Raw genomic sequence first — 24,239 nt, 5'->3', positions numbered from 1 at the left:
CGCGTTTAGGGGGCTCCGCCGGATACCCCCAAGCAGACGGCCCCGGGGTGTGTTGGGGGGCTCCGCCGGATACCCCCATCGGACGCCCCTTCATTCGTTGTCCACATCTGTGGATGACGACCCCCGAGGTCCGCGACGACGATCCCGCATGGCCTTGGCCGTCTCGGTTATCTGGGCGGGAGACCAGAATTCGACGTGCTCGAACAGGTCACTCGGCATGGTGAGGCGATAGCGCGGTGCTCGGCCTTCCCGGCCGTCCGGCGTTAACAAGCCCAATTCGATGAGCTTCTGACGGATGGCCTTTACCGTCGCCATCCCTACTTCCGATAGAACGGCGACGCGGGCGTCACTAGGGAACACGCGTGACCCGTCTGGATTGGCGTGTGTTGCGTAGACCAACGCCACGGCCTTGAATGTCGGCCCTGCGATTCCGCCGCGCGTCTGCTTCCGGGTCGTGCCGGGGCGGCCCGTCCCGCCGATGAGGCCAGACCACCGGCACGACAAGACGATGCCCTCCCAATCGAACCGGTCGCATGGGTGGACCTCGCGGTCGGTCGTCATGTCCGCCCCTGTCGCGCAGACGGGTTGTGGTCGGCGCACCGGCCACTGCCATGCCCGACGTCTCGGCGGCACGGCAGGCCCTTCTTCGTCGTGCCTTCGCACGCGGTGAGTGCGTGCCAAGAGCACCAGGCGCCGCGCCGTTCGGCCGTCTCTTCGCATCCCTTTCGCCAGCACGTGCCATGCACGCGCTTGCGCACCAGGTCTGGCAGCCGGCCTGTCTGTTCATGCGGCGCGCATTTCCCGCACGCGCAGCCGAGGTCGTCCCCGTCGTTGAACAGCCACGGCCATTCCTGACCTGTAGGCGAGACAGCAATAGCAGCGACCAACGAACCGCCCAGGTGAACCGCCCGGCCCCAATCCACGGCGTCGAGGTGGTCCCGGAACGACGTCACGACGCCACCCAGATTCCCGCTCCCCCCGGCGCGGCCATTCGGGTTACCGTGGTCGTGGTCTGTATGTCGTCGTTGTTGGGGGCCGGTCCGATGCCAACGGGCCGGTCTTCTTTTATGTCCTTCATGGGGCACCGCCGTTCTTCTTCTTGTTGCTGGAAGGGCGCGGCGGTGCGGCCGCTGTAGGTTTCCGGTCGAGCAGATCGCCCAACGCCTCGTACGCCTCTTCCAGGTCGGTCCATGCGGGACTGTCCTTGGCGGGCAACGGGTGCAGGGATTCCATGAGGAACAGGACGCGGCAGATAGTCGCGGCGTTTCGGCGGAACAACTCCGTGTCGTTGCACGGTTTGCGCGCCTCGGTGACGCCCATCATTCGGTGGCGTCCGGCCCGGAAGGGCGCAGCAACGCGGCGAGACGGGTGCGTTGTTCGTCGGTGAATGGCGGGGCGGCGTCTACGGCCGACCGAATGAGCGCCTCGACATTCGCGGCCTTAAGGTCACGCCGCAACTCAGGCAGTTCCGGTGCATCGGGACCGTGGTCCCGGACGGTGACAGCTATCTTGGCGACGATCCGGCGTTCAGCTGGCGATTTGGCAGGCAACAGGTTTCACACAATTCCTTCTCCTGTGCCTCCTGTTGCGGATAAAAGGTCGGCGGGGAAAAGCCGTCCACCCCGTCGCCGTCCAAAACCGGCGATGAGACGGCAACAATCTACCGCGCGTTAGACGAATCCAACACCCGGCAGATTCGACCCCACGCCACCCCGAAAAGGGCTTATCCGTTGTTGTCGGCGGCCCAGATTTCGGCCCAGGTGCGATCGTCGCCAACCCACCGGGACGCGCCCAGGCGCATCGGGTCGATCGGCCCGCGTTGCCCCTTCCGGCCCTTGGCTACCTTGGGGACGACGACCAGACGCAACAGCTCCCGGCGCTGCACCATCGTCATGCGGTCCCACCGGGCGGCGGCGTCCGGCCCGGCCGTGTCGCGCAACAACGACGGCACCGGCACCACGACGGACCGGCGGTCGGCGTCCTCGATCTGCGGCAGCAGGCGCGCCTCGATGGCGGCCAGGCCGGCGGGTGACAGGCCCCCTGTTGCGGCGGCGGCATAGAACCCGTCCAACCGGGTGCGCAGCTCTGCGGCCTCGGTGCGGGCGTCGGCGGTGCCGTCGTCTCGCCGGGCGGCGAACAGCTCGTGGGCGTCTGGCCGGGACAACCGGGCCAGCACCATGTCGGTGATGAACCCCTCGACCTTGGTCGTCTCCACGGACGTACAGAACTTGTCCACGCACAGGTACGCCAGGTATCCCCGGTTTTTCTGCACCCGCATCCGAGAACCGCATTCGGCGCACGTCATCACCCCGGACAACAGGTGCCGGATGGCGGTGTCGTGCTGGGTGCGCCGGGCCGGGTCGGTCAACCGGGCCACACATTCGGCGTGCGTCTGCTCGTCCAAGATGGCGTCCCAGACGGCCGGGCCGACCACCCGCCCTTGGTGGACGCGCTGACCGATGTAGGCCGGGTCTGTGACCAACCGTTTGATCTGCGTCGGCTGCCACGTCGCCCCGCGCGGCGCGGGCACGCCACGGTCGTTCAGGTCTTGGGCGATGCCGTACAACGCCTCACCGGCGGACACCCGGCGGGCCGCCTCGCGGATGATGGCCGCCTGCTCTTCGTGGTGGACCTGCGCGACGAACGCGCCCCGGTCGTCATAGACCCGCCGGAACCCGTAACGCAGCTTCCCGTGGGGGCGGCCTTGCATGGCGTTGTCGCGCACGTGCCGCATTATGCGCTCTCGGGTCTTCTCCGACTCGTACGCCGAATCCACCCCGTCCTCGGCCAACGTCCGCCAGTCCCGCGCCTGGTCGAGGTCGTACGTCCGCCGGTGCATGGCGATGTGGATGCGGATGCCCCGGCGGCGGCACAGGTTCAACAACCCGGCCCACGATTCCAGCTCGCGGTCCCCACGCGACGGCTCCCAGAGGATCAAGACCTGCACGTCTGCCGTGGCGAGGTAGGCCAGCAGTTCGGCGTGCGCCTCGCGGACCTTGCGGGCGTACCGGCTGGCCGACCGGTCGTTGTCGGTGAACACCTGGTCCACGGTCCAATCGGCGTCGGCTGCGACGTCTCGGCATTCCTGTTCTTGCTGGCCGACGGACCGGCGTTGGCGCTGGTCATCGGCGGACACGCGGGCGTAGATCACGGCGTGCCGGACGGCCGTCCGGCCGGGCATCGTTGCGGTCATGCGCAAATACTATGTCTGCCGAACGTTCGTGCCGGAAACCGCGTTCAAGTGGGTCATCCCGGTCGTGCGGAAGTCCTCCTCGAGCGCCGGGTCGAGCCGGCTGGTGTCCCCCACGACCAGCCCCGGCAGCAGTCCGCCGGGCCGATCGGGCAGCGGTTCGCAGGCCCGCTGCAGCCCCGCCCGCAGCACACCGGCGGCCCGCTGCGCCCACGACGGCCGCCCGACCAGCACCGGAGCTTCCCGCACCGAGGCCACCACGGCCCGCAAGTCCCCTCCGCGCGGCGGCAGCAGCTTGCCCTTGGCCGTCACCCGCTGCCCCGGCAACAGCCCTCGCCAGCTCGGGTCGCTGCCCAGCACCAAGGCCCGCGCTGACAGCCGCAGCCCGCCGCTCTCTTCGGTCCGCACGGCTTCGAGGTCAACCGCCACGATGTACGTCGGTGGCCGCCCCGTCGACCCGCGGAGCGCCCGTGGATCGTCCCGCACGACCATCCGCAGCGAGACCGGATCCCCCGCCTCGACCAGGGCGACCAACCCACGAGCCTCCCGAACGCTCACCCGAGCCGCCGTGGCGACCGCCCCACAAGCCACCCCGAGCAGAACCGCGAGTCCCACCCATCGACCGGCACGCAACCACCCGCCGCCGGACCCACTCGCCCTGGATCGACTCCCACCCGGCGCCGATGCGGAGCCTTCACTCCGCCCGACGGAGGAGTCAGCCCTGCCGTGCCCCAAGCCACCTGCCATGCCGACCAACACGGCTGCGAGCAAAGCCCCCGCACCAAGCAGCAGCCCGGCCCGCGCGGACAGGTAGAGCGCTGCCAGCGCCGCCATCCAGACCGCCACCGCGAAGCCGGCCAGCCGCAAGTCCACCGGCCCGCCGGCCCGCTTAGCCGTTTCCCGACGACCGCCGCTCACGACTGACACCAGGGCTCAGGTCGCACCGGCGAGGCCCGGCGAACCCGACGAAAGGAGGTGTGGCGTCCGCGCCCGAGGGCATGGGCGGCGTGGCCGGAAACGGGAGTCATACCGTCACCAGGCCTTTGAGCTGCTCGTAGCGGGCATCGCCGATCCCGTCGACCTTGCGGAGGTCGCTCACGGCGCGGAAGCCACCCTGGGCATCGCGGGCGTCGAGGATGCGCTGAGCCAGCACCGGACCCACGCCGGGCAAGCCGTCCAGGTCGGCCAGGGTGGCCGTGTTCAGGTTGACCGGGCTGCCGGCACCCGGGGTGCCACCCGCGGCGGGACCGGCGCCGGCGGGCGGGACCGCACCAGGCGGTGGGGTTACGCCGACCATGATCAGTTCGCCGTCCACGACCTTGCGAGCCAGGTTCAGAACGGCCACATCCACGCCCGGGTCGGCACCACCCGCGGCGGTCAGGGCATCGGCCACCCGAGCACCGGGAGCAAGCCGCACCAGGCCTGGCTTACGCACCTTGCCGCCCACCGCCACGACCACCTCGGCGGGCGCTGAGGCAGAACCGCGGCCCGCTACGGGCGGGGCAGCCTCACCGTCGCCACTCCCGGACTCGACGGCTCCCAGCGGAGGCGGAGCGACTGGATCAACCTGTGGCCGCGCCCGCCAGGCCAAAACGGCGGCCACCAGGATGACCAGAGCGGCGACCGCAGCCAGCGCTCGGACGCCTCGCCGCCCTGGGTCGAAGGCGCCGAGCCCGAACCGCCGCCCACCGCCTTCCTCCGAGCCGCCGAAGGCTCCCGCACCGGTCAGAGTCTCCGGTTCGGGCAACGTCGAGCCGGTGTACTCGAACCGCTCCTCCGCCGGATCGAACGTGTAGTCCTCCGACGGCGGATAGCCGTCGTCCCCCGATTCCGGCCGATGAAGCGGATGCCCGGGCGCGTAGTAGCTTTCGCCCTGTGACGGCGACCAGTCGGGCGGCGGCAGCCGACGCTCCCCCGGCACCGCCGCACGAACGCCGGCCTGGCTCCGGTAGGGCTCCGATTCGGGCATGAGGTCTCCAAGATGCGAGGACTGAAGATCGCCACCCCCGACCACGGGATAGGCCCCGGTCGCCGACCGCACAGCAACGATCGCCGGCGCCGGCGCGACCTCAACCCGCTCCGAGACAGCCGGGCCCGGCGGCGCGGCCGGCAACGGAAACCCCGACGGCCCAGCTACGCCCGAGAACTCAAGCTCGTCGACCGCTAGCCCTACCGGCACCCGATCCCGCGGCGACACCGACACACCGGGCGACGGCACCGTATGTGGCAGCTCGGCGAGTGGAGATGGGACAGCGGCTGGTGACACAGGAGGTGTTGGCACGCGGGGTGTCGGCACAGCGAGTGACGGCGACACACCAGCCGATAGCACGTCGGGCCGAGGAGGAGCCGCAGGCGGCGAGGTTGACGTCAGCGGCGGGGTGGCTGCGGCGGAGGCTGGATGGTGCGAAGCCGGCGGCGTGGCCCACGGCGTCCCCGCCCGGTAGCCGTTCGCCGCGAGAGATGGCGCGGCAGCTTGCGAAGGTTCAGCAAGCGGCGAAGGTTCAGCAGGTCGCGAAGGCGGGGCCGGCTGAAATACGGCGCTGGGCGCCGCCTCCAGGTTTACGTCGTCGGGCCACCCCGGGATGATGTCGGACCACTGCAGCGGCTCTCGGACTTCGGCCAATTCGGCCAGCCCATCGCCATGCGGCCCGGTAACAATGCCGTCGGGCGAAGACCAGTGACCGGCAGACGGTCCAGCGCCCAAACCCGGCGCAGGACCAACGCCGACAGCTGACGCAGGCCCGGCGTCGAAATCCGGCGCAGGACCAACGCCAAGAGCCGGCCCAGGACCAGCGTCGAAATCCGGCGCAGCACCACCGCCACCCGGCGGCGACGGACGCGAGGACGGACCACCCGACCCCGGGGTGGCGCCCGTAGTAAAAGATGGGACCGGGCCGCCGAGCACCGCCCGGAGCCTCTGGGCTACGGCATCGTCGGCCGGCTTCCGCTCTCGCACGCCCCGCACGTTAGGAAGAAGACAGCCCCCGCGCCCCGCCCCCTGTGGACAGCGGCGCATTGTGGATAACTCCGGCGCCCCCGCCGGCCTGTGATATGGGATGAGCTTGTCGATCACCGAGAATGCGCTGGCCACGGCCACGGTCCGCCTGCGGGCGGCCGGCTGTGTCTTCGCCGAGGAGGAGGCCGCCGTCCTCCGCGAGGCCGCCCCGGACGAGTCGACCTTGAACGCTTTCGTCGAGCGCCGCGCGCAGGGCGAGCCCCTGGAGCAGGTGGTCGGCTACGCCGATTTCGCCGGCATTCGCGTACGCCTGCGGCCGGGTGTCTTCGTCCCCCGCGTCCGCAGCCGCCTCCTGGTCGACCTGGCCGTCGCCCACAAACCCGACGTCCTGCTCGACCTCTGCTGCGGCTCCGGCGCCCTGGGCCTGGCCGTCCGTCACCGCCTCTCCGGCCTCGAGCTGCACGCCGCCGACCTCGACCCGGCCGCCACCGCCTGCGCCCGCGACAACGGTGTCCCGCACGTCTACCAGGGCGACCTCTTCGACCCGCTCCCCCGCCACCTGCGGGTCGACGTCCTGGTCGCCAACGTCCCGTACGTGGCCAGCGCCGACATCCCCTTCCTGCCGGCCGAGGCCCGCGATCATGAGCCGCTGACGGCCCTCGACGGCGGCCCGGACGGTCTTGATATCTTTCGCCGCGTCGCCGGGAGCGCTCCCAAATGGCTCTCCGAGATCGGCATCCTGCTGTCCGAGATCACCGAAGCGCAGGAACGAGGTGCGATCGAGGCCCTGCGAAAGTCGGGTCTGGACGGCGAAGTGATCACCGACGAAGATCTCGATGCCCGAGTGATCAGGGCCCGGAAGGTCTAGGGAAGAGAGGCGTCCAGGGTGGGCCTGCTGAGGAGGTTCGTGCGGGTCAGGCTGGCCACCAGGGTGGTCCGGCGACTGCGCAAGGCCGGCTTCAAGGCCGTACGCTACGACGCCCGCGCCTTTCAGGTCCGTTTTGCGCCAAATGCCGAACAAGAGCCATCCATAGTCGACCTGGCCCCGCTGCTCACCCAGAGCCGCAAGCAGGTCAAGAGCTACTTGTCCGCCCTCACCGCCGACCCCGTGCCCGCGACCTGGCAGTTGGCGGAACCCCTGCTCCGCCCCGTTCTGCGCGGCTGCACTCCCGGCGCTCCGCTGAGCCGCCCGGCGTTGCCCTTCCTTTTCGAGTACGTCGTGATCGATCACCCCGAGGCCATGACCTATGTGACCGAGGAGCAGATCAGGAACTGGGCCGTACGCCCGGACGAGGTCTTCGCCGCGGCCCGATCCAACCTGACCGGCGCCACCCTCAAGAGCGCCCCCACCGAGGTCGTCCGCTTCGTCGACGACGGCGACGCCTACTGGACCTCGCACCTGCTGCTGGAGCACTGGCTCGAACGCCTCGCGCCCCAGGTCGACGGCCCCCCGCTGGCCTTCGCCCCCGAGCGCGGCACCCTCCTGGTCACTTCAGCCACCAGCCCTCATCTGCGGGCCCTGTTCGCCCAGGCCGAGGAGCTGTACGCGCGGTCGGCCCGGCCGATCACCCCAATGGCGTACGTCAGTGACCCCGACGGCTGCACCGTGCCCTACACCGCCGGTCCCGGTCATCCCCTGCACCATGTGGTCCGGCGGGCCGAGGCCATCCTCGCCGTCCAGGAGTACGCCCGGCAGGCCACCCACCTCACCGAGCCCGCAGCCGAACTGGACGTGGTGGGCGACGACGAGTCCGGCTGGCGCACCCGCGCCGCCTGGGACGAGAAGTCCCTGCTCCCGACGGCCGACGAGGTGCTGATCGGCGACCGCACCGTTCCCTGGTCCGAGCTGGCCCCGCGCCTGGAGCCGGTGGCCGGCCTCAACCCGATCCGGTGGAAGCGGAGCTAGCCCCGGCGGTGCACCACCACGCCGGCCAGGCCGGGCCCCACGTGCGCCGCCACCACCGCCCCGACCTCGGTGATGTAGCAGTCGCGCAGCCGGTCGCCCAGCCGCATGGTGATCGCGTCGGCCAGCGCCGCCGCCCGGTCGGGCTGTTCCAGGTGGTGCACGGCGATGTCGGCCTCACCGTCGCCGGAGGCCTCCACGGCCAGGTCGACGAGTTTGGCCAGCGCCCGCCCGGCCGTCCGCACCCTGTCCTTGACGACGATGGCCCCGTCGGCCATGTACAGGATCGGCTTGACCGCCAGCGCCGTGCCGAGCAGCGCCGAGGCCGCCCCTATCCGGCCGCCCCGGCGCAGGAATTCAAGCGTGTCGACGTAGAACAGCGTGCTCACCCGGTCGGCGTGCTCGACCGCCACCCGCCGTACGGAAGCAAGGTCTTGACCCTCGCGCGCCGCTGCCGCCGCCGCGAGAGCCGCGAACCCCAGCCCCATGCCGGCCGTCCCGCTGTCCACCACCTCGACCCGCGGGCCCACCTCGAGCGCGGCCAGGGAGGCCGCCTCGAAGGTGCCGGAGAGCTTGGCCGAGAGATGGATCGAGACGACGCCGTCGGCGCCCGCGTCGAGCAGCTGCCGGTAGGCCGCCACGAACTGGGACGGCGCCGGCCGCGACGTGCTGACCGCCGCCCGGCGCCCGCCCAGCGCGCGGGCCACCTCGGCCGGCTGAATCTCGAGCCCTTCGAGCCCGTCGGAGCCGTTGATGACCACCGTGAGAGGCACGACGGTCAGCTCATACGAGCCGCCCAGTTCGGCGGGCAGGTACGCGGTGGAGTCGGTGACGACCGCGACGGGCATGCGGGCACGGTAACCGATCGGCCCCGGCCCTGGTGAATCAGCCCTTCTCGACCGACACGACGATGAACGGCACACCCTGCTGACAGGTGGACATCATGTTCGGCTGCGAGTTGCCGACGATCTTGACCTTGCTGCCCACGGCGGCGTCGGCCCGCATCGCGGGGTCGTCGAAGATGAGCAGGTGGTTGCCGGTGCCGTCGGCCAGCAGCAGGCAGTTGGGCTCGACCCCGGCGGTCACCGTGCCGGTGATCGTCTGACCGCCCGCGGCGGGGCGCCCGGCCGACGGCTCACCGGTCGGACCGGTGGTCTTGGCGCTGGGCAGGGGCAGGTCGACGACGTCCGACGCGGAGGGGGACGGAGTACCGGCCGGCGCCGCGGCGCCCGTGTCGGACGCGTTGTTGGCGCAACCGGCGGCGAGCACGAGGAGCAGAAGGGCGGGAACGATCCGAGTCAGCATGATGCTTGGACGCTACCGGATCACCGCCGGTTCCCCGGTGATCAGACCGGCGGCGGCACCGGGCGCTCGCTGAACGGACCGACGTTGTACGCCGCGAGCTGCCAGCCGCGCTTCTCGTCGAGGGTGAGCTCGACCCAATGGCAGTTCTGCAGGGCCCGCAGGGTGCGCAGCTGCTCGATCGGCCAGCCCAGCAGGTGCCCCACGCCCTGACGGGCCCCGGCGCCGTGGGTCGCGACCACGACGGTGCCGCCGGGCGCGAGGGCGGCCGCGTCGAGCAGCCCGTCGGACACGCGTTTGCCCAGCTCGTCGAGGCTTTCGACGTCACCGCCGACCTCTTGACCGGCCTGCCAGCGGGCGTGCTGCTCGGGAAAGAGCTGGGCCACCTCGGTCATGGTGTTGCCCTGCCAGGCGCCGAAATACCGCTCGCGCAGGCGCTTGTCGTAGCTGATCGACAGGCCGGTGAGCGCGGCCAGCGCCGCCGCCGTGTCGGCCGCGCGGCGCAGGTCGCTGGAGACGATCGCGTCCGGTTTGAGCTTAATCAGGATCTCGGCGGCGTCGACGGCCTGCTGCCGCCCGAGGTCGTTGAGCGGCACGTCGGTCTGCCCTTGGACGCGGTGGCCCGCGTTCCAGTCGGTGTTGCCGTGACGCCAGACGATGAGCCGCGTCACGACGCTTCGGCGTCGACCATGTCGCGGTCGACGAACGGGATCGTCGGGCAGTCCTTCCACAGCTTGTCGAGGGCGTAGAACTCGCGTTCCTCGACGTGCTGGATGTGGACGACGATGTCGACGAAGTCGAGCAGCACCCACCGGCCCTGGCGTTCGCCCTCGCGGCGCACGGGCTTCGCCTTCTCGGGGAGGTTGAGCAGTGCTTCCTCGACAGCGTCGACGATCGCGATGACCTGGCGCTCGTTGGACGCGGAAGCGATCACGAAAGCGTCGGTGATGTAGAGCTGGTCGCCGACATCGATCACGACGATGTCTTGCGCCTTCTTGTCGGCGGCGGCCTGCGCGGCCGTCATCGCCAGTTCAAGAGCGCGTTCGCTGACGGGCAAGAGAGTCCTCTCGGTCTGAGAATCTGGTCAGTCAAGCGTCTCACACCGGTGTGACATTTCCCGACCCCCGATAGAGGCCCCGCTTGTTGATGTATTGCACGACACCGTCGGGCACCAGGTACCACACCGGCTCGCCGGCGGCCACGCGGTCGCGGCAGGCGGTCGACGAGATCGCCATGGCCGGCACCTCGACCAGCGTGACGCTGTCCTCGGGCAGGTGGTCGTCGGTGAGCTCGAAGCCGGGCCGGGTGACCCCCACGAAGTGCGCCGCGGCCAGCATCTCGAGCGCGTCCCGCCAGCTCAGGATGCGGTTCAGCGCGTCCGCCCCGGTGATGAAGAACAACGAGGCGTCCGCGCCGTAGACCGAGCGCATGTCACGCAGGGTGTCGATGGTGTACGTGGGGCCGTCGCGGTCGATGTCGACCCGGCTGACGTGGAACCGGGGGTTGGACGCCGTGGCGATGACGGTCATCAGGTAACGGTCCTCAGCCGGCGAGACCCGTCCCTTCTGGTACGGCTGACCGGTCGGCACGAAAACGACCTCGTCGAGATCGAATCGTGCCTGCACCTCACTCGCCGCCACCAGGTGGCCGTGGTGGATGGGATCGAACGTCCCGCCCATGATTCCGATGCGCCGGGCCGACATGAAAGAAGACTAGATCTTTTTCCGGTCAGGGGCGGCGGGCGGGGTGGTCGGACGGCTAGATCAACGGGCGTCCAACGCCCGCCGAAGGTCGTCGTCGGCGTCCAGGACCACGCGACGCAGGATCGGGTCGAGGTTCTTGTCAGCCAACAGGGCGGCCGCCAGGTCGCGGGTACGCTGCTCGACCACCAGCCCCGGGTAGGCCGCCGCGGCCGTCCGCTCGGCGCTCATCCCGCTGCGCAGCCGCATCATGGCCGGCATCTCGGCGAAGTAGCGCGGCACGTAGTCGCGCACCAGGTCGAGCTGCTCGGCCTGCCAGAAGCCGATGGCAGTCATCTCGACCAGGCGGTTCGAGAGGGTGGCGTCCCCGATGATCGCGGCCCAGGCCAGCGCCTTGGCGTTGGGGTCGGGCCGGGCGGCGCGGCAGCGGGCGGCCCACTGCTCGCCGGTGGCGCTGCGGTCCCGCTCGAACTCGGCCTCGATCACGTCGGGGCCGGCCGCGCCCAGCACCGCGAGGCGGTAGACGATCAGCCAGCGCAGGTCGGCGTCGACGGCCAGCCCCTCGGGCACCGCGCGCCCGTCGAGCCAGTCGTTCAGGCGGGCGGTGTCGACGGTGGCGCCGATCAGGCCGCGGGCCGCCGCCAGCTGCCGGGAGCCGCCCGGCTCGGACGCGGCGAGCAGGCGGTCGGCGGCCTGCGCGACCAGTTCGAGGGCGGCCGGCCGGGTCTCCGGGGTGGCGTAGCGGTCGACCAGGCTGCGGGTGGCCCGCAGCACGTCCTCGACGATGACGACCTCGGACTCGACCGGCAGCGCGGCCAGCACCAGCGTGACCAGCTCGGCCACCGGGCGCTCGCCGTCGACGACCGCGTCCAGGGTGGCCGCCCAGAGCACGGCCCGGGCCAGCGAGTCGCCGATCAGCGGCAGCACGGCCGGCACGGCGGCGGCCGACTCCTCGTCGAGCCGGATCTTGGCGTAGGTGAGGTCGCCGTCGTTGAGCAGCAGCAGGTCGGCCACCGGCTCACCGGCGAGTTCGGGCACCTCGGTCCGGCTCGTGGCGCCCACCTCGACCTCGACCAGCTTGCGGCGCACCAGCGCGCCGCCGGCCCTGTCCCACAGGCCGATGCCGAGCCGGTGCGGGCGCAGCGTCGGGTACGCGTCCGGCGCGGTCTGCTCGATGGTCACCGAGGTGTAGGTCGAGCCCTCGGCGGTGAAGGAAGAACGCAGCGTGTTGACCTGGGCCCGGCGCAGCCACACGTCGGCCCAGGCGGTCAGGTCGCGCCCGCTCGCCTCGGACAGCGCCCCGAGCAGGTCGTCCAGCGTCGCGTTGCCGTACGCGTGGGCCGCGAAGTGCGCGTTGACGCCGGCCCGGAACCCCTCGTCGCCCACGAAGGCGACCAGCTGCTTGAGCACGGCCGCGCCCTTGGCGTACGAGATGCCGTCGAAGTTCAGCAGCGCCAGGTCGGTGTCGGTGACCTCGGCCGGCGCCACCGGATGGGTCGACGGGTGCTGGTCGGCCCGCAGGCCCCACGCCTTGCGCTGCATGGCGAACGTCGTCCAGGTGCCGTCGAAGCGGGTCGCCTCGGCCGCAATGCGGGTGCCCATGTACTCGGCGAACGACTCGTTCAGCCACAGGTCGTCCCACCACGCCATGGTCACCAGGTCGCCGAACCACATGTGGGCCATCTCGTGGGCGATCACGTTGGCCCGGTGCTCGCGCTCGCTCTCGGTGACCGCCGACCGGTAGATGAACTCGTCCCGGAAGACCACCAGGCCCGGGTACTCCATCGCGCCGAAGTTGAACTCGGGGGCGAAGGCCTGCTGGTAGTGGCCGAACGGGTACCGGATGTCGAAGATCTCGTGGTAGCGGTCGAGGCACTGCTTGGTGATCTCGAAGATCTCGGCCGCCTCGGCCTCCAGCGCCTCGGCCAGCGCGGCCCGGGCGTACAGGGCCAGCGGGATGCCGTCGTGCGAGTCGGTGACCTCGTGGTACGGCCCGGCGATGAGCGAGCACAGGTAGGTCGAGATCGGCTTGGTGGCCGCGAACTCCCACCGGCCGCCGGCTCCGGAGAGCAGCGGCCCGTTCGCCGCGACCCTCCAGGTCACCGGCGCGGTCACGGTGAACCGGAACGACGCCTTGAGGTCGGGCTGGTCGAAGGCGGGCAGGATCCGGCCCGCGTTGTTGATGAACATGTGCTGGTAGATGTAGACCGAGCCGTCCGCCGGATCGACATACTTGTGCAGGCCCTCGCCCGTGTTCGAGTAGCGCATGACGGCCTCGACGGCGAGCTCGTTGACCTCGGCCAGGCCGGTCAGGTGCAGCCGGCCGCCGGTCAGCGCCGAGTCGGGCAGCGGCGAGCCGTTCAGTGTCATCTTGCCGACGCTCACCGGTTCGAACTCGAGGAACGTCGATGCGCCGTCCCCGGCGCCGAAGCGCACCACCGTGCGGGAACCGAAGGTGTCGCCCTCGGCGGACAGGTCGAGGTCGACCTCGTACTCATGGACATCGACGGTGGCGGCCCGGGCGGTAGCCTCGGCGCGGGTCAGGCTCGGCATCCGACCATCATCCGATACGGGCCGTTGCGCTGCTATCGTGGGCCCATGCGCTTCGCTAACCTCGGCTGGTGGCTGCCCTGACGGGCGGCTCCCCCACGCGCATCCATCTCGCGGCCGCCCCTTCCCGGGCGGCCGTTGTCATGTCCTGGGCGGGGCGGTCCTGACCTCAAGAAGGACACCGTCATGACCCGTCGTCTCACCGGCTTCCAGCCCACCGGCCGCCTGCACCTCGGCAACCTGATCGGCGCCATGCGCCCGCTGGTGGCGGCCCAGGACAGACCCTCGATCGCCATGATCGCCGATCTGCACGCGATGACCATGGAGCACGACCCGCAGCAGTTGCGGGCGAACACCCTGCAGGTCGCGACCGTGCTGCTGGCGGCCGGCGTCGACCCGCAGCGCACCGCGATCATCGCCAATTCGCAGGTGCCCGAGCACACCGAGCTGCACTACCTGCTGGAATGCGCGACCGGCTACGGCGAAGCGGCTCGCATGATCCAGTTCAAGGAGAAGTCGGCCGGCCACAAAGGCGTGCGGCTCAGCCTGCTGACCTATCCGGTGCTGATGGCGGCCGACATCCTCCTGCACGACATCGACCAGGTGCCGGTGGGCGACGACCAGAGCCAGCACCTGGAACTCGCCCGCACGATCGCGACCAGGTTCAACACCCGCTACGGCCCGACCTTCACCGTGCCCGAGGGCATCCGCCCCGAGAACGCCGCGCGGATCATGGACTTGGCCGACCCGGCCCGCAAGATGAGCAAGAGCACCCCGTCGGCGGCGGGCCGGATCGGGCTGCTCGACCCGCCGGACGTGATCCGCCGGACCATCGCGCGGGCGGTCACCGACACCGTCGGCGTGGTCCGCGACGACCCCGAACACCAGCCGGGCGTCACCAATCTGCTGGGCATCCTGCGCGCCTGTTCCGACCGGGAGCCGGAGCAGCTGACGTCGTACGGCGCGCTCAAGCGGGAGGTGACCGACGCGGTCGAGGCGGTGCTCGGGCCGATCAGGGCGCGTTACGCCGAGTTGTCCGAGGACCCGGGCCACGTACGCAAGATCCTGGCGGAGGGCAAGGCCTGGGTGCAGCCTCGCGCCGCCGAGACCGTACGGCGTACCCGCGCAGCCCTGGGTCTACTGGACTGAGGCGGTGAGCCGCTTCTCGAAGCAGAACATGGCCGGCTCGCAGGTCGGCAGGCGGCGGTAGCCCGCGGACTGATACAGGGCGATCGCCGCGGGCGAGGTGACCCCGGTGGTCAGGCGGATCACCGGGCGCCCGGCGACGAGCGCCTCCTCCTCGAGCGTGACGATCATCTGGCGGGCGATGCCGCGGCCCCGGAAGGCCGGGCGCACGTACATCCGCTTGATCTCGGCCGCACCCACCTCGGGCAGCGGCGACCAGGCTCCGCAGGCCACGGCCCGGCCGTCGACGATCGCCACGAAGTACGCGGCCCGGTCGTCCGGCACGAGACCCTGGCCGCCCTCGTGCAGCTGGGCCGCGACCAGGGCGGCCAGCTCGGGGTCCAGGGCGGGCCTGGCTTCGATCAACACCCCGTGACCGTAGGCGGCCACCCTTTCCGCATGGTTGCGTGAAGCTGGACTACGCCCTATTCGTCGGTGTCGTCCTCATCAGTAACCAGGACGGGCCGATGGGCGTTCGCCACGCTGGTGACCGTCCCGTCGGCCGCCATGTGCAGCAGCTCGTCGTCGGAGCGCACGCGCCGGGCCTTGCGGGCGGCCAGGCGCTCGGCGGCGGTGGCGCGGGCGTCGTCGTCCTCGAGGCGGGCGTCGGTGCCGCGCGGGCCCGACACGAATTCGCCGGCGTTGGGCTGCCAGTCGAACTCGCGCTCGCCGATGCGGACCGGGTCGCCCGGCTTGGCGCCCTTCTTGGCCAGCGTGTCCTCGACGCCGAGGCGCTCGAGCCGGTCGGCCAGGTAGCCCACGGCCTCGTCGTTGTCGAAGTTGGTCTGGCGGATCCAGCGCTCGACCTTGGCCCCGCGCACCACGTAGACGCCCTCGTCGTCCTGCTCGACGGTGAAGCCCGATTCGTCGATCGCCCGCGGGCGCACGATCGCCCGGCTGGGCTCGGGCGCCGGCTGCTCGAGGCGGTGCTGGGCGACCGTCTCGGCCAGCGCGTAGACCAGCTCTTTGAGGCCCTCGCGGGTCACGGCGCTGACCTCGAACACGCGGTGGCCGCGGGCCTCGAGGTCGGGGCGCACCATCTCGGCCAGGTCGCGCCCGTCCGGAATGTCGATCTTGTTGAGCACCACCAGCCGGGGCCTGTCCTCCAGACCGCCGTACGCCGCCAGTTCCGCCTCGATCGCGTCGAGGTCGGCCAGCGGGTCACGCTCGATCTCGAGCGCGGCCGAGTCGAGCACGTGCACCAGCACCGAGGTGCGCTCGATGTGCCGCAGGAACTGCATGCCCAGGCCCTTGCCGGTGGCCGCGCCCGGGATCAGGCCCGGCACGTCGGCCACGGTGAAGGTCTGGTCGCCCGCCTGCACCACGCCCAGGTTGGGCACCAGCGTGGTGAACGGGTAGTCGGCGATCTTGGGCTTGGCCGCCGAGATGACCGAGATCAGCGACGACTTGCCGGCCGACGGGAAGCCGACCAGGCCCACGTCGGCCACGCTCTTGAGCTCGAGCACCACGTCGAGGCTGTCGCCGGGCTCGCCCAGCTCGGCGAAGCCGGGCACCTTGCGGCGGGTGTTGGCCAGCGAGGCGTTGCCCCGGCCGCCGCGGCCGCCCCGGGCCACCTCGAAGGTGGTGCCGGCGCCGATCAGGTCGGCCAGCACCTCGCCGTCGGCGGTCTGCACGACCGTGCCGTCGGGCACCTTGAGCACCAGGTCTTTGCCGTTGGCGCCGTCCCGGTTGGCGCCCGCGCCGCCCCCGCCGTTGGACGCCTTGACGTGTGGGTGGAAGTGGAAGTCGAGCAGCGTGTGGATCTGCGGGTCGACCACCAGGGTGACGCCGCCACCGTGCCCGCCGTTGCCCCCGTCGGGCCCGCCGAGCGGCTTGAACTTCTCGCGACGGACCGAGACGCAACCGTGCCCGCCGTCACCGGCCTGCAGGTGCAGCACGACGCGATCGACGAACGTGGTCACTGCTCAACTCCTCTTCGAAGAACAAAAACAAAGCGGGCCGCGGACCCGGAGGTCCGCGGCCCGCTCAGAGCAAACTTACTCCGCAGCCGGAACGATGCTGACGGTCTTGCGACCGCGCTTCGTGCCGAACAGCACATTGCCGGTCGCCAGCGCGAACAGCGTGTCGTCGCCGCCGCGGCCGACCAGGTCGCCCGGGTGGAACTTCGTGCCGCGCTGGCGGATCAGGATCTCGCCGGCGCTGACCAGCTGGCCACCGAAACGCTTGACACCGAGCCGCTGAGCGGCGGAGTCACGACCGTTGCGGGAGCTGGATGCACCCTTTTTGTGAGCCATGAGTGGTCCTACTTCCCGCTCTTGATGCCGGTGACCTTGATCTTGGTCAGCGGCTGACGGTGCCCCTGACGCTTGTGGTAACCGGTCTTGTTCTTGAACTTGTGGATCCGGATCTTCGGACCCTTGGTGTGCTCGGCGATTTCGCCGGACACCGTCACACTGGCAAGCTTGGCCGCGTCGGTCACCAGGTTGTCACCGTCGACGAGGAGGATCGCGGCGAGCGTCAGCGAGTCGCCGGGCACACCCGCGAGCTTCTCGACCTCGATCACGTCGCCCTCGGCAACCTTGTACTGCTTGCCGCCGGTCTTGACGATCGCGTACATGGACGCGGACTCCCTGAGACTTACGCAGCGATGACCGCTGCTTGGCGGATGAAGCTGAGATCCCGGCTCTCGCCCTCACGAAAAGGAGCGGGCACGGAAGCACGGCGCCTGGAAAAGCGCCAGCAGAAAGAGTACTTCATCAGGCGGGCCGATCCCAAACCGGGGCGGGATCAGTCCCGCCCGCAGGCCTTGTCGAGCCGGGCCGACAGCGCCGACATCTTGTCCGCGTTGAGCTTGGTGATATCACCCTTCAGCGCCTTGACCTGCGTACTCATCTCGGTCAAAGCCTTCTTCAGAGTGGGATCGGTGGTCAGCTTCGCCATGTCGGCCAGCGCGTACGAGTAGTTCTGCACGTCCCGCGCGACCTTCTCGGCGGCCTCCCGTTTGGCCTGTTCACCCTTGCCCGCCGCGTCGATCTGCAGCTTGAGGTCGGCGATGAAGATCTCACCGAAGCTGGTGCTCGCCCGCTCGGCCTGAGCGCAGATGGCCTTGGTGTTGCCGGTGAGGGCGGCGTCCGCCTTGGCCGCCACGGACGGGTCGACCGGGGACGGCGGGACGACGGCGACCGGCGCGCTCGCACCGGTCGCGGCACCGCCGGCCGGCGTCGGTCCGCTCTCGGCGGAGGAACAGGCCGCCGTCGCGGCGAAGGCACCCAGCGCCACGCACACGGCGAGGCCCCGGCGCAGGGGAAGAAGGGTCATGGGGACTCGGTCTCCTCGGGGGAAAGGCTGATCGATCCCGCGAGGGTAACCGACGGAAACGGATAGGAGCGGCTTGGCAGTTAACTTTCTTTACCAAACCGCTCCGTCGATCCGTTCCTGGTCCGAAAGGGCAGGGTCAGGGCCGCGTACGCCGGCGAGTGCCGCCGCGCCGGGAGCGCCGCCGACCGGATCCGGCGCCCACCGGCTCGTCGTCGTTCTCGTCCTCGTCGTCGGCCGCGTCCGGGTCGTCGGCCCCGGTGAGGCGCAACGGCTCCACGTCGGCGACGGCCGGCGACTCGTCGGCCGTCTCGTACCGCGACAAGTCGTACCCGCTGATGTCGTAGTCGTCCTCGTCGTCGGCCGCGACCAGCGCGGGCCGGCCCGGCGTGACGATGCCCGAGCCCGCGACCGGGGGCAGGCCCGCGGTCTCGGCCGCCGGGTCGTCGCCCTCGTGCCGCACCGCCTCGGTGCCGACCTCGATCGGTTCGTCCGCCACCGGCACGCCGGCCGGCAGTTCGTCGCGGACCGGATCGGGCACGACCGCCTCGGTGACGGGCTCGGCGACCACGTCACCACCGCCACCACCCCGGCGACGCCGCGACTTGCCGCTCGACTGCTGCTGCTGGGCCGGGGCGGTCTCGGTGCGAGCCGCCGCGGCGACCGCCTTGACCTGGTTCCCGGCGCCGCCGCCACCGTTGCCGCCGCCGTTGGACCGCTTCTCGGGCACCGGCTCGGTGTGGATCAGCACGCCGCGGCCCTTGCAGTGCTCGCACGTCTCGCTGAACGCCTCGAGCAGGCCCGAACCGATCCGCTTGCGGGTCATCTGCACCAGGCCGAGCGAGGTGATCTCGGTGACCTGGTGCTTGGTCCGGTCGCGGCCCAGGCACTCGGTGAGCCGCCGCAGCACCAGCTCGCGGTTGCTCTCGAGCACCATGTCGATGAAGTCGATGACCACGATGCCGCCGAGGTCGCGCAGCCGCAGCTGCCGGACGATCTCCTCCGCCGCCTCGAGGTTGTTGCGGGTCACCGTCTCTTCCAGGTTGCCGCCGGCGCCGGTGTACTTACCGGTGTTGACGTCGACCACGGTCATCGCCTCGGTGCGGTCGAAGACCAGGTGGCCGCCCGAGGGCAGGAAGACCTTGCGGTCCAGACCCTTGAGGATCTGCTCGTCGATGCGCTTGTCGGCGAAGACGTCCCCGGAGCCGGTGTAGCGGTGCATGCGCTCGAGCAGGTCGGGCGACACCGAGTTGAGGTAGTTCTCGAGTTCGCCGTACGCCGAGTCGCCCTGCACGATCAGCTCGCGGAAGTCCTCGTTGAACAGGTCGCGGACGACCCGGATGACCAGGTCGGGCTCCTCCGAGAGGGCGACCGGCGCGTGGCCCTCGGCCGACTTGCGCTGGATCTCCTCCCACTGCGCCTGCAGCCGCTTGACGTCGCGGGCCAGGTCGTCCTCGCTGGCGCCCTCGGCCGCCGTCCGCACGATCACGCCAGCGCCGTCGGGAACGAGCTTCTTGAGCACGTCCCGCAGGCGCTTGCGCTCGGTGTCCGGCAGCTTGCGGCTGATACCCGAGGCGTTGCCGTTGGGCACGTAGACCAGGTGCCGGCCGGAGAGCGCGATGTGGCTGCTCAGCCGGGCGCCCTTGTGCCCGATCGGGTCCTTGGTGACCTGGACGAGCACCGAGTCGCCGGAGCGCAGGGCCTGCTCGATCGAGCGGGCCCGGCCCTCGAGCCCGGTGGCGTCCCAGTTGACCTCGCCCGCGTAGAGCACCGCGTTGCGGCCCCGGCCGATGTCGACGAACGCCGCCTCCATGCTCGGCAGCACGTTCTGCACCTTGCCGAGGTAGACGTTGCCGACCATGGTGCCGGAGGTGCTGCGCGAGACGTAGTGCTCGACCAGGATGCCGTCTTCCATCACGGCGATCTGGGTCCGGTCGGGCTTCTGCCGCACGACCATCACCCGGTCGACCGCCTCGCGGCGGGCCAGGAACTCCGACTCGCTCAGGATCGGCGGGCGGGTGCGGCGCTGCTCGCGGCCGTCCCGGCGGCGCTGGCGCTTGGCCTCGAGGCGGGTCGAGCCCGAGACGCCCTGCACCTCGTCCGTACGCCGGGGCTCGCGCACCCGCACGACGGTGTGCACGCCGTCCTCGATCCCGCCGGTGTCGGCGTCACCGCTCGAGCCCTTGCGACGCCGGCGACGGCGGCGACGGGTCACGCCGTCACCCTCGTCGCCCTCTTCCTCGTCCTCGGACTCCTCCTCGGCCGCAGCCTCGGGGCCTTCCTCGGTCTCGTCCTGCTCGCCGTCCTCGGCCGGGCCCTTGCCCCGGCCGCGGCCACGGCGGCCCCGGCGACGACGGCGGCGGCCGGCCGCGGTGTCGTCGTCCTCGTCGCTCTCGTCGTCGACGCCGTCCTCGACGTCGTCGGCGCTCTCGTCGGCCTCGTCGACCGCCTCGTCGGCGGGCGGGGCCGTGACCTCGGCCGCGGGGGCCTCGGCGGGCTCGTCGGCGGCGCCGCGACGGCGACGCCGGCTGCGGCGGGCGCCGGTCTCGGCCGGTTCCTCGGCAACGGCGGGCAGCTCGGCGACCTCGGCCTCGGGACCGGACGTGGTCTCGGCGACCTCGGGCGTCTCGGCCACGGGCGGCACCGCGGCGCCGCGGCGGCTGCGCCGGGCCGGCGGCGGGGTGGCCTCGGTCGGGTCGGGCGGCATGAACAGCACGGCCGGCGGCAGCGCGGCGGCGCGCCGGCCGCGGCGCGGCTTGGGCTCCTCCGCCTCGACGAAGTCGGCGTCGAGCGGGATCACGCCGATGATCGGCGGGGCCTCCACGGCGGCCTCGTCCTCGACCGCCGGTTCGTCGCCCTCGATCAGCGCCTCGACCCGGACGGGCTCGGCCGGCGTCTCGGCCACGGGCTCGGCCGGCGCCGGCGTCTCGGCGGCCGGTTCCTCGGCTGCGGCCGGGGCGGCGGCCTTCTTGCGCCGGGTGCGCGTCGCCTTCACCGGCGGCGCGACCTCGGCACTCCCCTCGGCCTCGGCCTCGGGACCGGCGGCGGGAGCCGCGGCCGGCGCGGCCGCCTTGCGGCGGCTACGGGTGGCCTTGACCGGCTTGGCCGCAGGCTCCTCGGCCGCGGGCTCACCGGCCGGCACGTCGGCCGGCGTCGGATCCTCGGCCACCGGGGGCGCCGCCTTCTTGCGGGGCGCACGCTTGCGCGCGGGGGTAGCGGTTGCGGCGGTCTCGGGCGGAACGGCTGCTCCGGCCCCGTCACCGCCCTGGTCTCCCAAGTTGTCTTGGGGCTCGTTATCGAGCATGGGGCGCTCTCCAGTTCTGGCGGCCCCGGGCGCGTTTGAGCGCTGCCACGCAGGGTCGCCGCAAGTATTTCGGTCCCGCCGGGTGAGCGGACAGGCTGCCGAAGTCTGTCAAGGGCGCCGGTTGCGGCCAGCACCCGCCGATGGAGCGTTCCTCACCCCGGAAGGGCAGGCTCGCGATCCGCGTCCAACGGATCGACGATATCCCCCTGTGCGGTGAGCGTGCCCTGGGCCAGCCGGGTAACCCGTGGGGGCACCGGCGGCTCCAGACCAGCCGCCACGCGCAGGCCGGAAAGGACGTCATCGGGTCGTACGGCGGGCGTCACCTGTCGTACGACAAGGTCGATTATCGCACACGGTGCGCCGTCCGCCTCGGAAGGTACGGCGGACTGGTCCGTCACAGCGATACGAGCCACTGCCTGACGGGCGTCGAACGAGCGTTTGCCCTGCTTGGTCATGCGCTCGACCAGCACTTCGTCGAGCGCGGTGAACGCCTTGACGGCCGCCTCGGCCCGGCCCGGCTCCACCGCGGGCAGCTCGATCAGCCAGTGCGAGGCGTCGATCCGGTCGGCCAGGCTGCCCGATCCGGCCACCACCGCGTCCAGGACGTCGAGGCCCGGGGACAGCGCGGCGTCCAGCGCCACCCGCAGCTGGGCCGGGTCGACCTCGGCCTGCAGACCGATCTCGAGGTATTCGGCCTCGCTGCCCACGCCGGTCGGGGCCGCACTCGCGTACGAGATCTTGGGGTGCGGGGTGAAGCCCTGGGAGAAGGCGATGGGCACGGCGGCCCGCCGCAGCGCCCGCTCGAAAGCGCGCGCGAAATCGCGGTGGGAGGTGAAACGCAGCGGGCCGCGCTTGGCGTAGCGGAGGCGGATGCGCTGGACGACCGGCGCCTGGCCGCCGACGGGCTGATTCTTGGGAGCCATGTCTAGGCCGGCACCCGCAGCGAGTTCACCGGGGTCAGCGGCAGCAGCTTCTTGCCGGTGGGGCCGATTTGGATCTCGGTGTCCATCGACGGGCACACCCCGCAGTCGAAGCACGGGGTCCAGCGGCAGTCGTCCTGCTCGAACTCGGACATGGAGTCCTGCCAGTCCTGCCAGAGCCAGTCCTTGTCGAGGCCGGAGTCCAGGTGGTCCCAGGGCAGCACCTCGGAGTGCTGGCGCTCGCGGGTGGTGAACCAGTCGAGGTCGACACCGAAGCCGGGCAGCACCTCGGCGCAGGCCTCGACCCACCGGGCGTACGAGAAGTGCTCGCTCCAGCCGTCGAACCGGCCGCCCTTCTCCCAGACCCGGCGGATGACCGCGCCGACCCGGCGGTCGCCCCGCGAGAGCAGGCCCTCGATCAGCGAGGGCTCGCCGTCGTGGTAGCGGTAGCCGATCGCGCGGCCCAGCGAGCGGTCGCTGTTGATCTCTTGCTTGAGCAGCTGGAGGCGGGCGTCGATGACCTCGGGACGCTCCATCGGGGCCCACTGGAACGGGGTGTGCGGCTTGGGCACGAACCCGCCGATCGACACCGTGCAGCGGATGTCCTTGGTGCCGGCGGCGGCCCGGCCGGCCTTGATCACCTCGTGCGCCATGCGGCCGATCTGCAGCACGTCGTCGTCGGTCTCGGTGGGCAGGCCGCACATGAAGTACAGCTTGACCTGGCGCCAGCCGTTGGAGTACGCCGTGACGACCGTCCGGATCAGGTCTTCCTCGGTCACCATCTTGTTGATGACCTTGCGGATGCGCTCGGAGCCGCCCTCGGGGGCGAAGGTCAGGCCGGTGCGGCGGCCGTTCTTCGACAGTTCCTGGGCCAGGTCGATGTTGAAGGCGTCGACCCGGGTCGAGGGTAGCGAGAGCGAGACGTTGGTGCCCTCGTACTGCTCGGCCAGGCCGGAGCACATGTCGCCGATCTCGGAGTGGTCGGCGCTGGACAGCGAGAGCAGGCCGACCTCGCTGAAGCCGGAGTACTCGAGGCCTTCCTTGATCATCTGGCCGACGGTGGTGATCGAGCGTTCGCGCACCGGGCGGGTGATCATGCCGGCCTGGCAGAAGCGGCAGCCCCGCGTGCAGCCGCGGAAGATCTCGACCGCGTAGCGCTCGTGGACCGTCTCGGCCAGCGGGACCAGCGGCTTCTTGGGGTAGGGCCAGGCGTCGAGGTCCATCGTCGTGCGCTTGGCGACCCGGAACGGCACGTCGGGGCGGTTGGGCACCACCCGCTGGATGCGGCCGTCGGGCAGGTAGTCGACGTCGTAGAAGCGGGGGACGTAGATGCTCTCGGTGTGGGCCAGGCGCAGCAGCAGCTCGTCGCGGCCGCCGGGGCAGCCCTCGGCCTTCCACTCCCGGATGATGCCGGTGATCTCGAGGACGGCCTCCTCACCGTCGCCCAGGACGGCGGCGTCGATGAAGTCGGCGATCGGCTCGGGGTTGAAGCTGGCGTGGCCGCCGGCCAGCACGATGGGGTGCGACTCGTCGCGGTCGGCGCTGTTGAGCGGGATCTGGGCGAGGTCGAGCGCCGAGAGCATGTTGGTGTAGCCGAGCTCGGTGGCGAAGGACAGGCCGAGGACGTCGAACGCCTTGACCGGGCGGTGGGCGTCGACCGTGAACTGCGGGACGCCGTGCTCCTTCATCAGCGCCTCGAGGTCGGGCCAGACCGCGTACGTACGCTCGGCCAGCACGTCCTCTTGCTCGTTGAGCACCTCGTAGAGAATCTGGACGCCCTGGTTGGGCAGGCCCACCTCGTACGCGTCGGGATACATCAGGGCCCAGCGGACCGAGGTCGCGTCCCAGTCCTTGACGACGGCGCCGAGCTCGCCACCCACGTACTGGATCGGCTTGCTGACCCGGGGCAGCAGCTGCTCGAGCTGCGGGAAGACTGAAGCAACGCTCATGGGC

At 71.0% G+C, this 24,239-nt stretch carries 22 protein-coding genes; 3 read left to right on the top strand and 19 right to left on the bottom strand.

Annotated features, from left to right (window positions below; all coding sequences use genetic code 11):
• Positions 1 to 90: 90 nt before the first annotated feature.
• The 5 genes from OWR29_RS27235 to OWR29_RS27215 form a co-directional block, all read right to left on the bottom strand.
• Entirely contained in the window at positions 91 to 561 is a 471-nt protein-coding gene (locus OWR29_RS27235; RefSeq protein ID WP_267566113.1) for a helix-turn-helix domain-containing protein, read from the bottom strand.
• Between the two features lie 513 nt (positions 562 to 1,074).
• Positions 1,075 to 1,233 carry a hypothetical protein gene (locus OWR29_RS27230; protein ID WP_267566112.1) on the bottom strand — a complete coding sequence of 53 codons (159 nt, stop codon included), beginning with the start codon at positions 1,231 to 1,233 and terminating at the stop codon, positions 1,075 to 1,077.
• 490 nt (positions 1,234 to 1,723) lie between these two features.
• On the bottom strand, positions 1,724 to 3,193 hold the full coding sequence (locus OWR29_RS27225) for a recombinase family protein (RefSeq protein ID WP_267566111.1): 1,470 nt from the start codon (positions 3,191 to 3,193) through the stop codon (positions 1,724 to 1,726).
• 9 nt (positions 3,194 to 3,202) lie between these two features.
• Positions 3,203 to 3,748 (bottom strand): ComEC/Rec2 family competence protein, encoded by a 546-nt coding sequence (locus tag OWR29_RS27220; RefSeq protein ID WP_267566110.1) that lies wholly within the window; start codon positions 3,746 to 3,748, stop codon positions 3,203 to 3,205.
• Positions 3,749 to 4,214: 466 nt separating this feature from the next.
• Positions 4,215 to 5,159, bottom strand: coding sequence for a ComEA family DNA-binding protein (locus tag OWR29_RS27215; protein WP_324291273.1), 945 nt, complete (start codon positions 5,157 to 5,159; stop codon positions 4,215 to 4,217).
• A gap of 1,087 nt (positions 5,160 to 6,246) precedes the next feature.
• Here OWR29_RS27215 and OWR29_RS27210 point away from each other — a divergent pair.
• The gene (locus tag OWR29_RS27210; protein ID WP_267566109.1) at positions 6,247 to 7,014 is read left to right on the top strand and encodes a putative protein N(5)-glutamine methyltransferase; all 768 of its coding nucleotides are present in this window, start codon (positions 6,247 to 6,249) and stop codon (positions 7,012 to 7,014) included.
• A 39-nt stretch (positions 7,015 to 7,053) separates the two neighbouring features.
• On the top strand, positions 7,054 to 8,052 hold the full coding sequence (locus tag OWR29_RS27205) for a hypothetical protein (protein WP_267566108.1): 999 nt from the start codon (positions 7,054 to 7,056) through the stop codon (positions 8,050 to 8,052).
• Here OWR29_RS27205 and OWR29_RS27200 read toward each other — a convergent pair.
• From OWR29_RS27200 to pepN, 6 genes are read right to left on the bottom strand one after another with little or no spacing between them, the layout of a single operon-like run.
• The gene (locus OWR29_RS27200) at positions 8,049 to 8,897 is read right to left on the bottom strand and encodes a DegV family protein (protein ID WP_267566107.1); all 849 of its coding nucleotides are present in this window, start codon (positions 8,895 to 8,897) and stop codon (positions 8,049 to 8,051) included. The genes OWR29_RS27205 and OWR29_RS27200 overlap by 4 nt on opposite strands.
• A 37-nt stretch (positions 8,898 to 8,934) precedes the next feature.
• Positions 8,935 to 9,354 (bottom strand): hypothetical protein, encoded by a 420-nt coding sequence (locus OWR29_RS27195; RefSeq protein ID WP_267566106.1) that lies wholly within the window; start codon positions 9,352 to 9,354, stop codon positions 8,935 to 8,937.
• Positions 9,355 to 9,395: 41 nt separating this feature from the next.
• Complete coding sequence (locus tag OWR29_RS27190) at positions 9,396 to 10,022, bottom strand: histidine phosphatase family protein (RefSeq protein ID WP_267566105.1); 627 nt, start codon at positions 10,020 to 10,022, stop codon at positions 9,396 to 9,398.
• A complete protein-coding gene (rsfS, locus tag OWR29_RS27185; protein ID WP_267566104.1) occupies positions 10,019 to 10,408 on the bottom strand; it encodes a ribosome silencing factor in 390 nt (129 codons plus the stop codon). Before rsfS ends, OWR29_RS27190 begins: the two co-directional genes overlap by 4 nt.
• Positions 10,409 to 10,448: 40 nt before the next feature.
• Positions 10,449 to 11,054 (bottom strand): nicotinate-nucleotide adenylyltransferase, encoded by a 606-nt coding sequence (gene nadD, locus OWR29_RS27180; RefSeq protein WP_267566103.1) that lies wholly within the window; start codon positions 11,052 to 11,054, stop codon positions 10,449 to 10,451.
• A gap of 60 nt (positions 11,055 to 11,114) precedes the next feature.
• Positions 11,115 to 13,604: an aminopeptidase N gene (pepN, locus tag OWR29_RS27175; RefSeq protein WP_267566102.1), complete on the bottom strand. Its 2,490-nt coding sequence runs from the start codon at positions 13,602 to 13,604 to the stop codon at positions 11,115 to 11,117.
• Positions 13,605 to 13,787: 183 nt separating this feature from the next.
• On the opposite strand from pepN, the gene trpS reads away from it, so the two are divergent.
• Positions 13,788 to 14,750 (top strand): tryptophan--tRNA ligase, encoded by a 963-nt coding sequence (trpS, locus tag OWR29_RS27170; protein WP_267566101.1) that lies wholly within the window; start codon positions 13,788 to 13,790, stop codon positions 14,748 to 14,750.
• On the opposite strand, the gene OWR29_RS27165 is transcribed toward trpS, so the two are convergent.
• The 8 genes from OWR29_RS27165 to OWR29_RS27130 all read right to left on the bottom strand — a co-directional run bounded on the left by OWR29_RS27165 (position 14,739) and on the right by OWR29_RS27130 (position 24,235).
• The gene (locus OWR29_RS27165; protein ID WP_267566100.1) at positions 14,739 to 15,155 is read right to left on the bottom strand and encodes a GNAT family N-acetyltransferase; all 417 of its coding nucleotides are present in this window, start codon (positions 15,153 to 15,155) and stop codon (positions 14,739 to 14,741) included. The genes trpS and OWR29_RS27165 overlap by 12 nt on opposite strands.
• Positions 15,156 to 15,211: 56 nt before the next feature.
• The gene (gene obgE, locus OWR29_RS27160) at positions 15,212 to 16,708 is read right to left on the bottom strand and encodes a GTPase ObgE (RefSeq protein ID WP_267566099.1); all 1,497 of its coding nucleotides are present in this window, start codon (positions 16,706 to 16,708) and stop codon (positions 15,212 to 15,214) included.
• Positions 16,709 to 16,783: 75 nt separating this feature from the next.
• Complete coding sequence (rpmA, locus tag OWR29_RS27155; protein ID WP_184953201.1) at positions 16,784 to 17,041, bottom strand: 50S ribosomal protein L27; 258 nt, start codon at positions 17,039 to 17,041, stop codon at positions 16,784 to 16,786.
• An 8-nt stretch (positions 17,042 to 17,049) separates the two neighbouring features.
• A complete protein-coding gene (gene rplU, locus OWR29_RS27150) occupies positions 17,050 to 17,364 on the bottom strand; it encodes a 50S ribosomal protein L21 (protein WP_267566098.1) in 315 nt (104 codons plus the stop codon).
• Positions 17,365 to 17,534: 170 nt separating this feature from the next.
• Positions 17,535 to 18,065, bottom strand: coding sequence for a hypothetical protein (locus tag OWR29_RS27145; RefSeq protein WP_267566097.1), 531 nt, complete (start codon positions 18,063 to 18,065; stop codon positions 17,535 to 17,537).
• Between the two features lie 136 nt (positions 18,066 to 18,201).
• The gene (locus OWR29_RS27140) at positions 18,202 to 21,366 is read right to left on the bottom strand and encodes an Rne/Rng family ribonuclease (RefSeq protein WP_267566096.1); all 3,165 of its coding nucleotides are present in this window, start codon (positions 21,364 to 21,366) and stop codon (positions 18,202 to 18,204) included.
• 152 nt (positions 21,367 to 21,518) lie between these two features.
• Positions 21,519 to 22,289, bottom strand: coding sequence for a TIGR03936 family radical SAM-associated protein (locus OWR29_RS27135; RefSeq protein WP_267566095.1), 771 nt, complete (start codon positions 22,287 to 22,289; stop codon positions 21,519 to 21,521).
• A 2-nt stretch (positions 22,290 to 22,291) separates the two neighbouring features.
• Positions 22,292 to 24,235, bottom strand: coding sequence for a TIGR03960 family B12-binding radical SAM protein (locus tag OWR29_RS27130; RefSeq protein ID WP_267566094.1), 1,944 nt, complete (start codon positions 24,233 to 24,235; stop codon positions 22,292 to 22,294).
• Between the last annotated feature and the right edge of the window lie 4 nt (positions 24,236 to 24,239).

The organism is Paractinoplanes pyxinae, from assembly GCF_026626335.1.
GTDB classification, from domain to species: Bacteria; Actinomycetota; Actinomycetes; order Mycobacteriales; family Micromonosporaceae; genus Actinoplanes; species Actinoplanes pyxinae.
The sequence above is the reverse complement of the archived record's forward strand: the minus strand, read 5'-3'. Positions and strand labels throughout refer to the sequence as shown.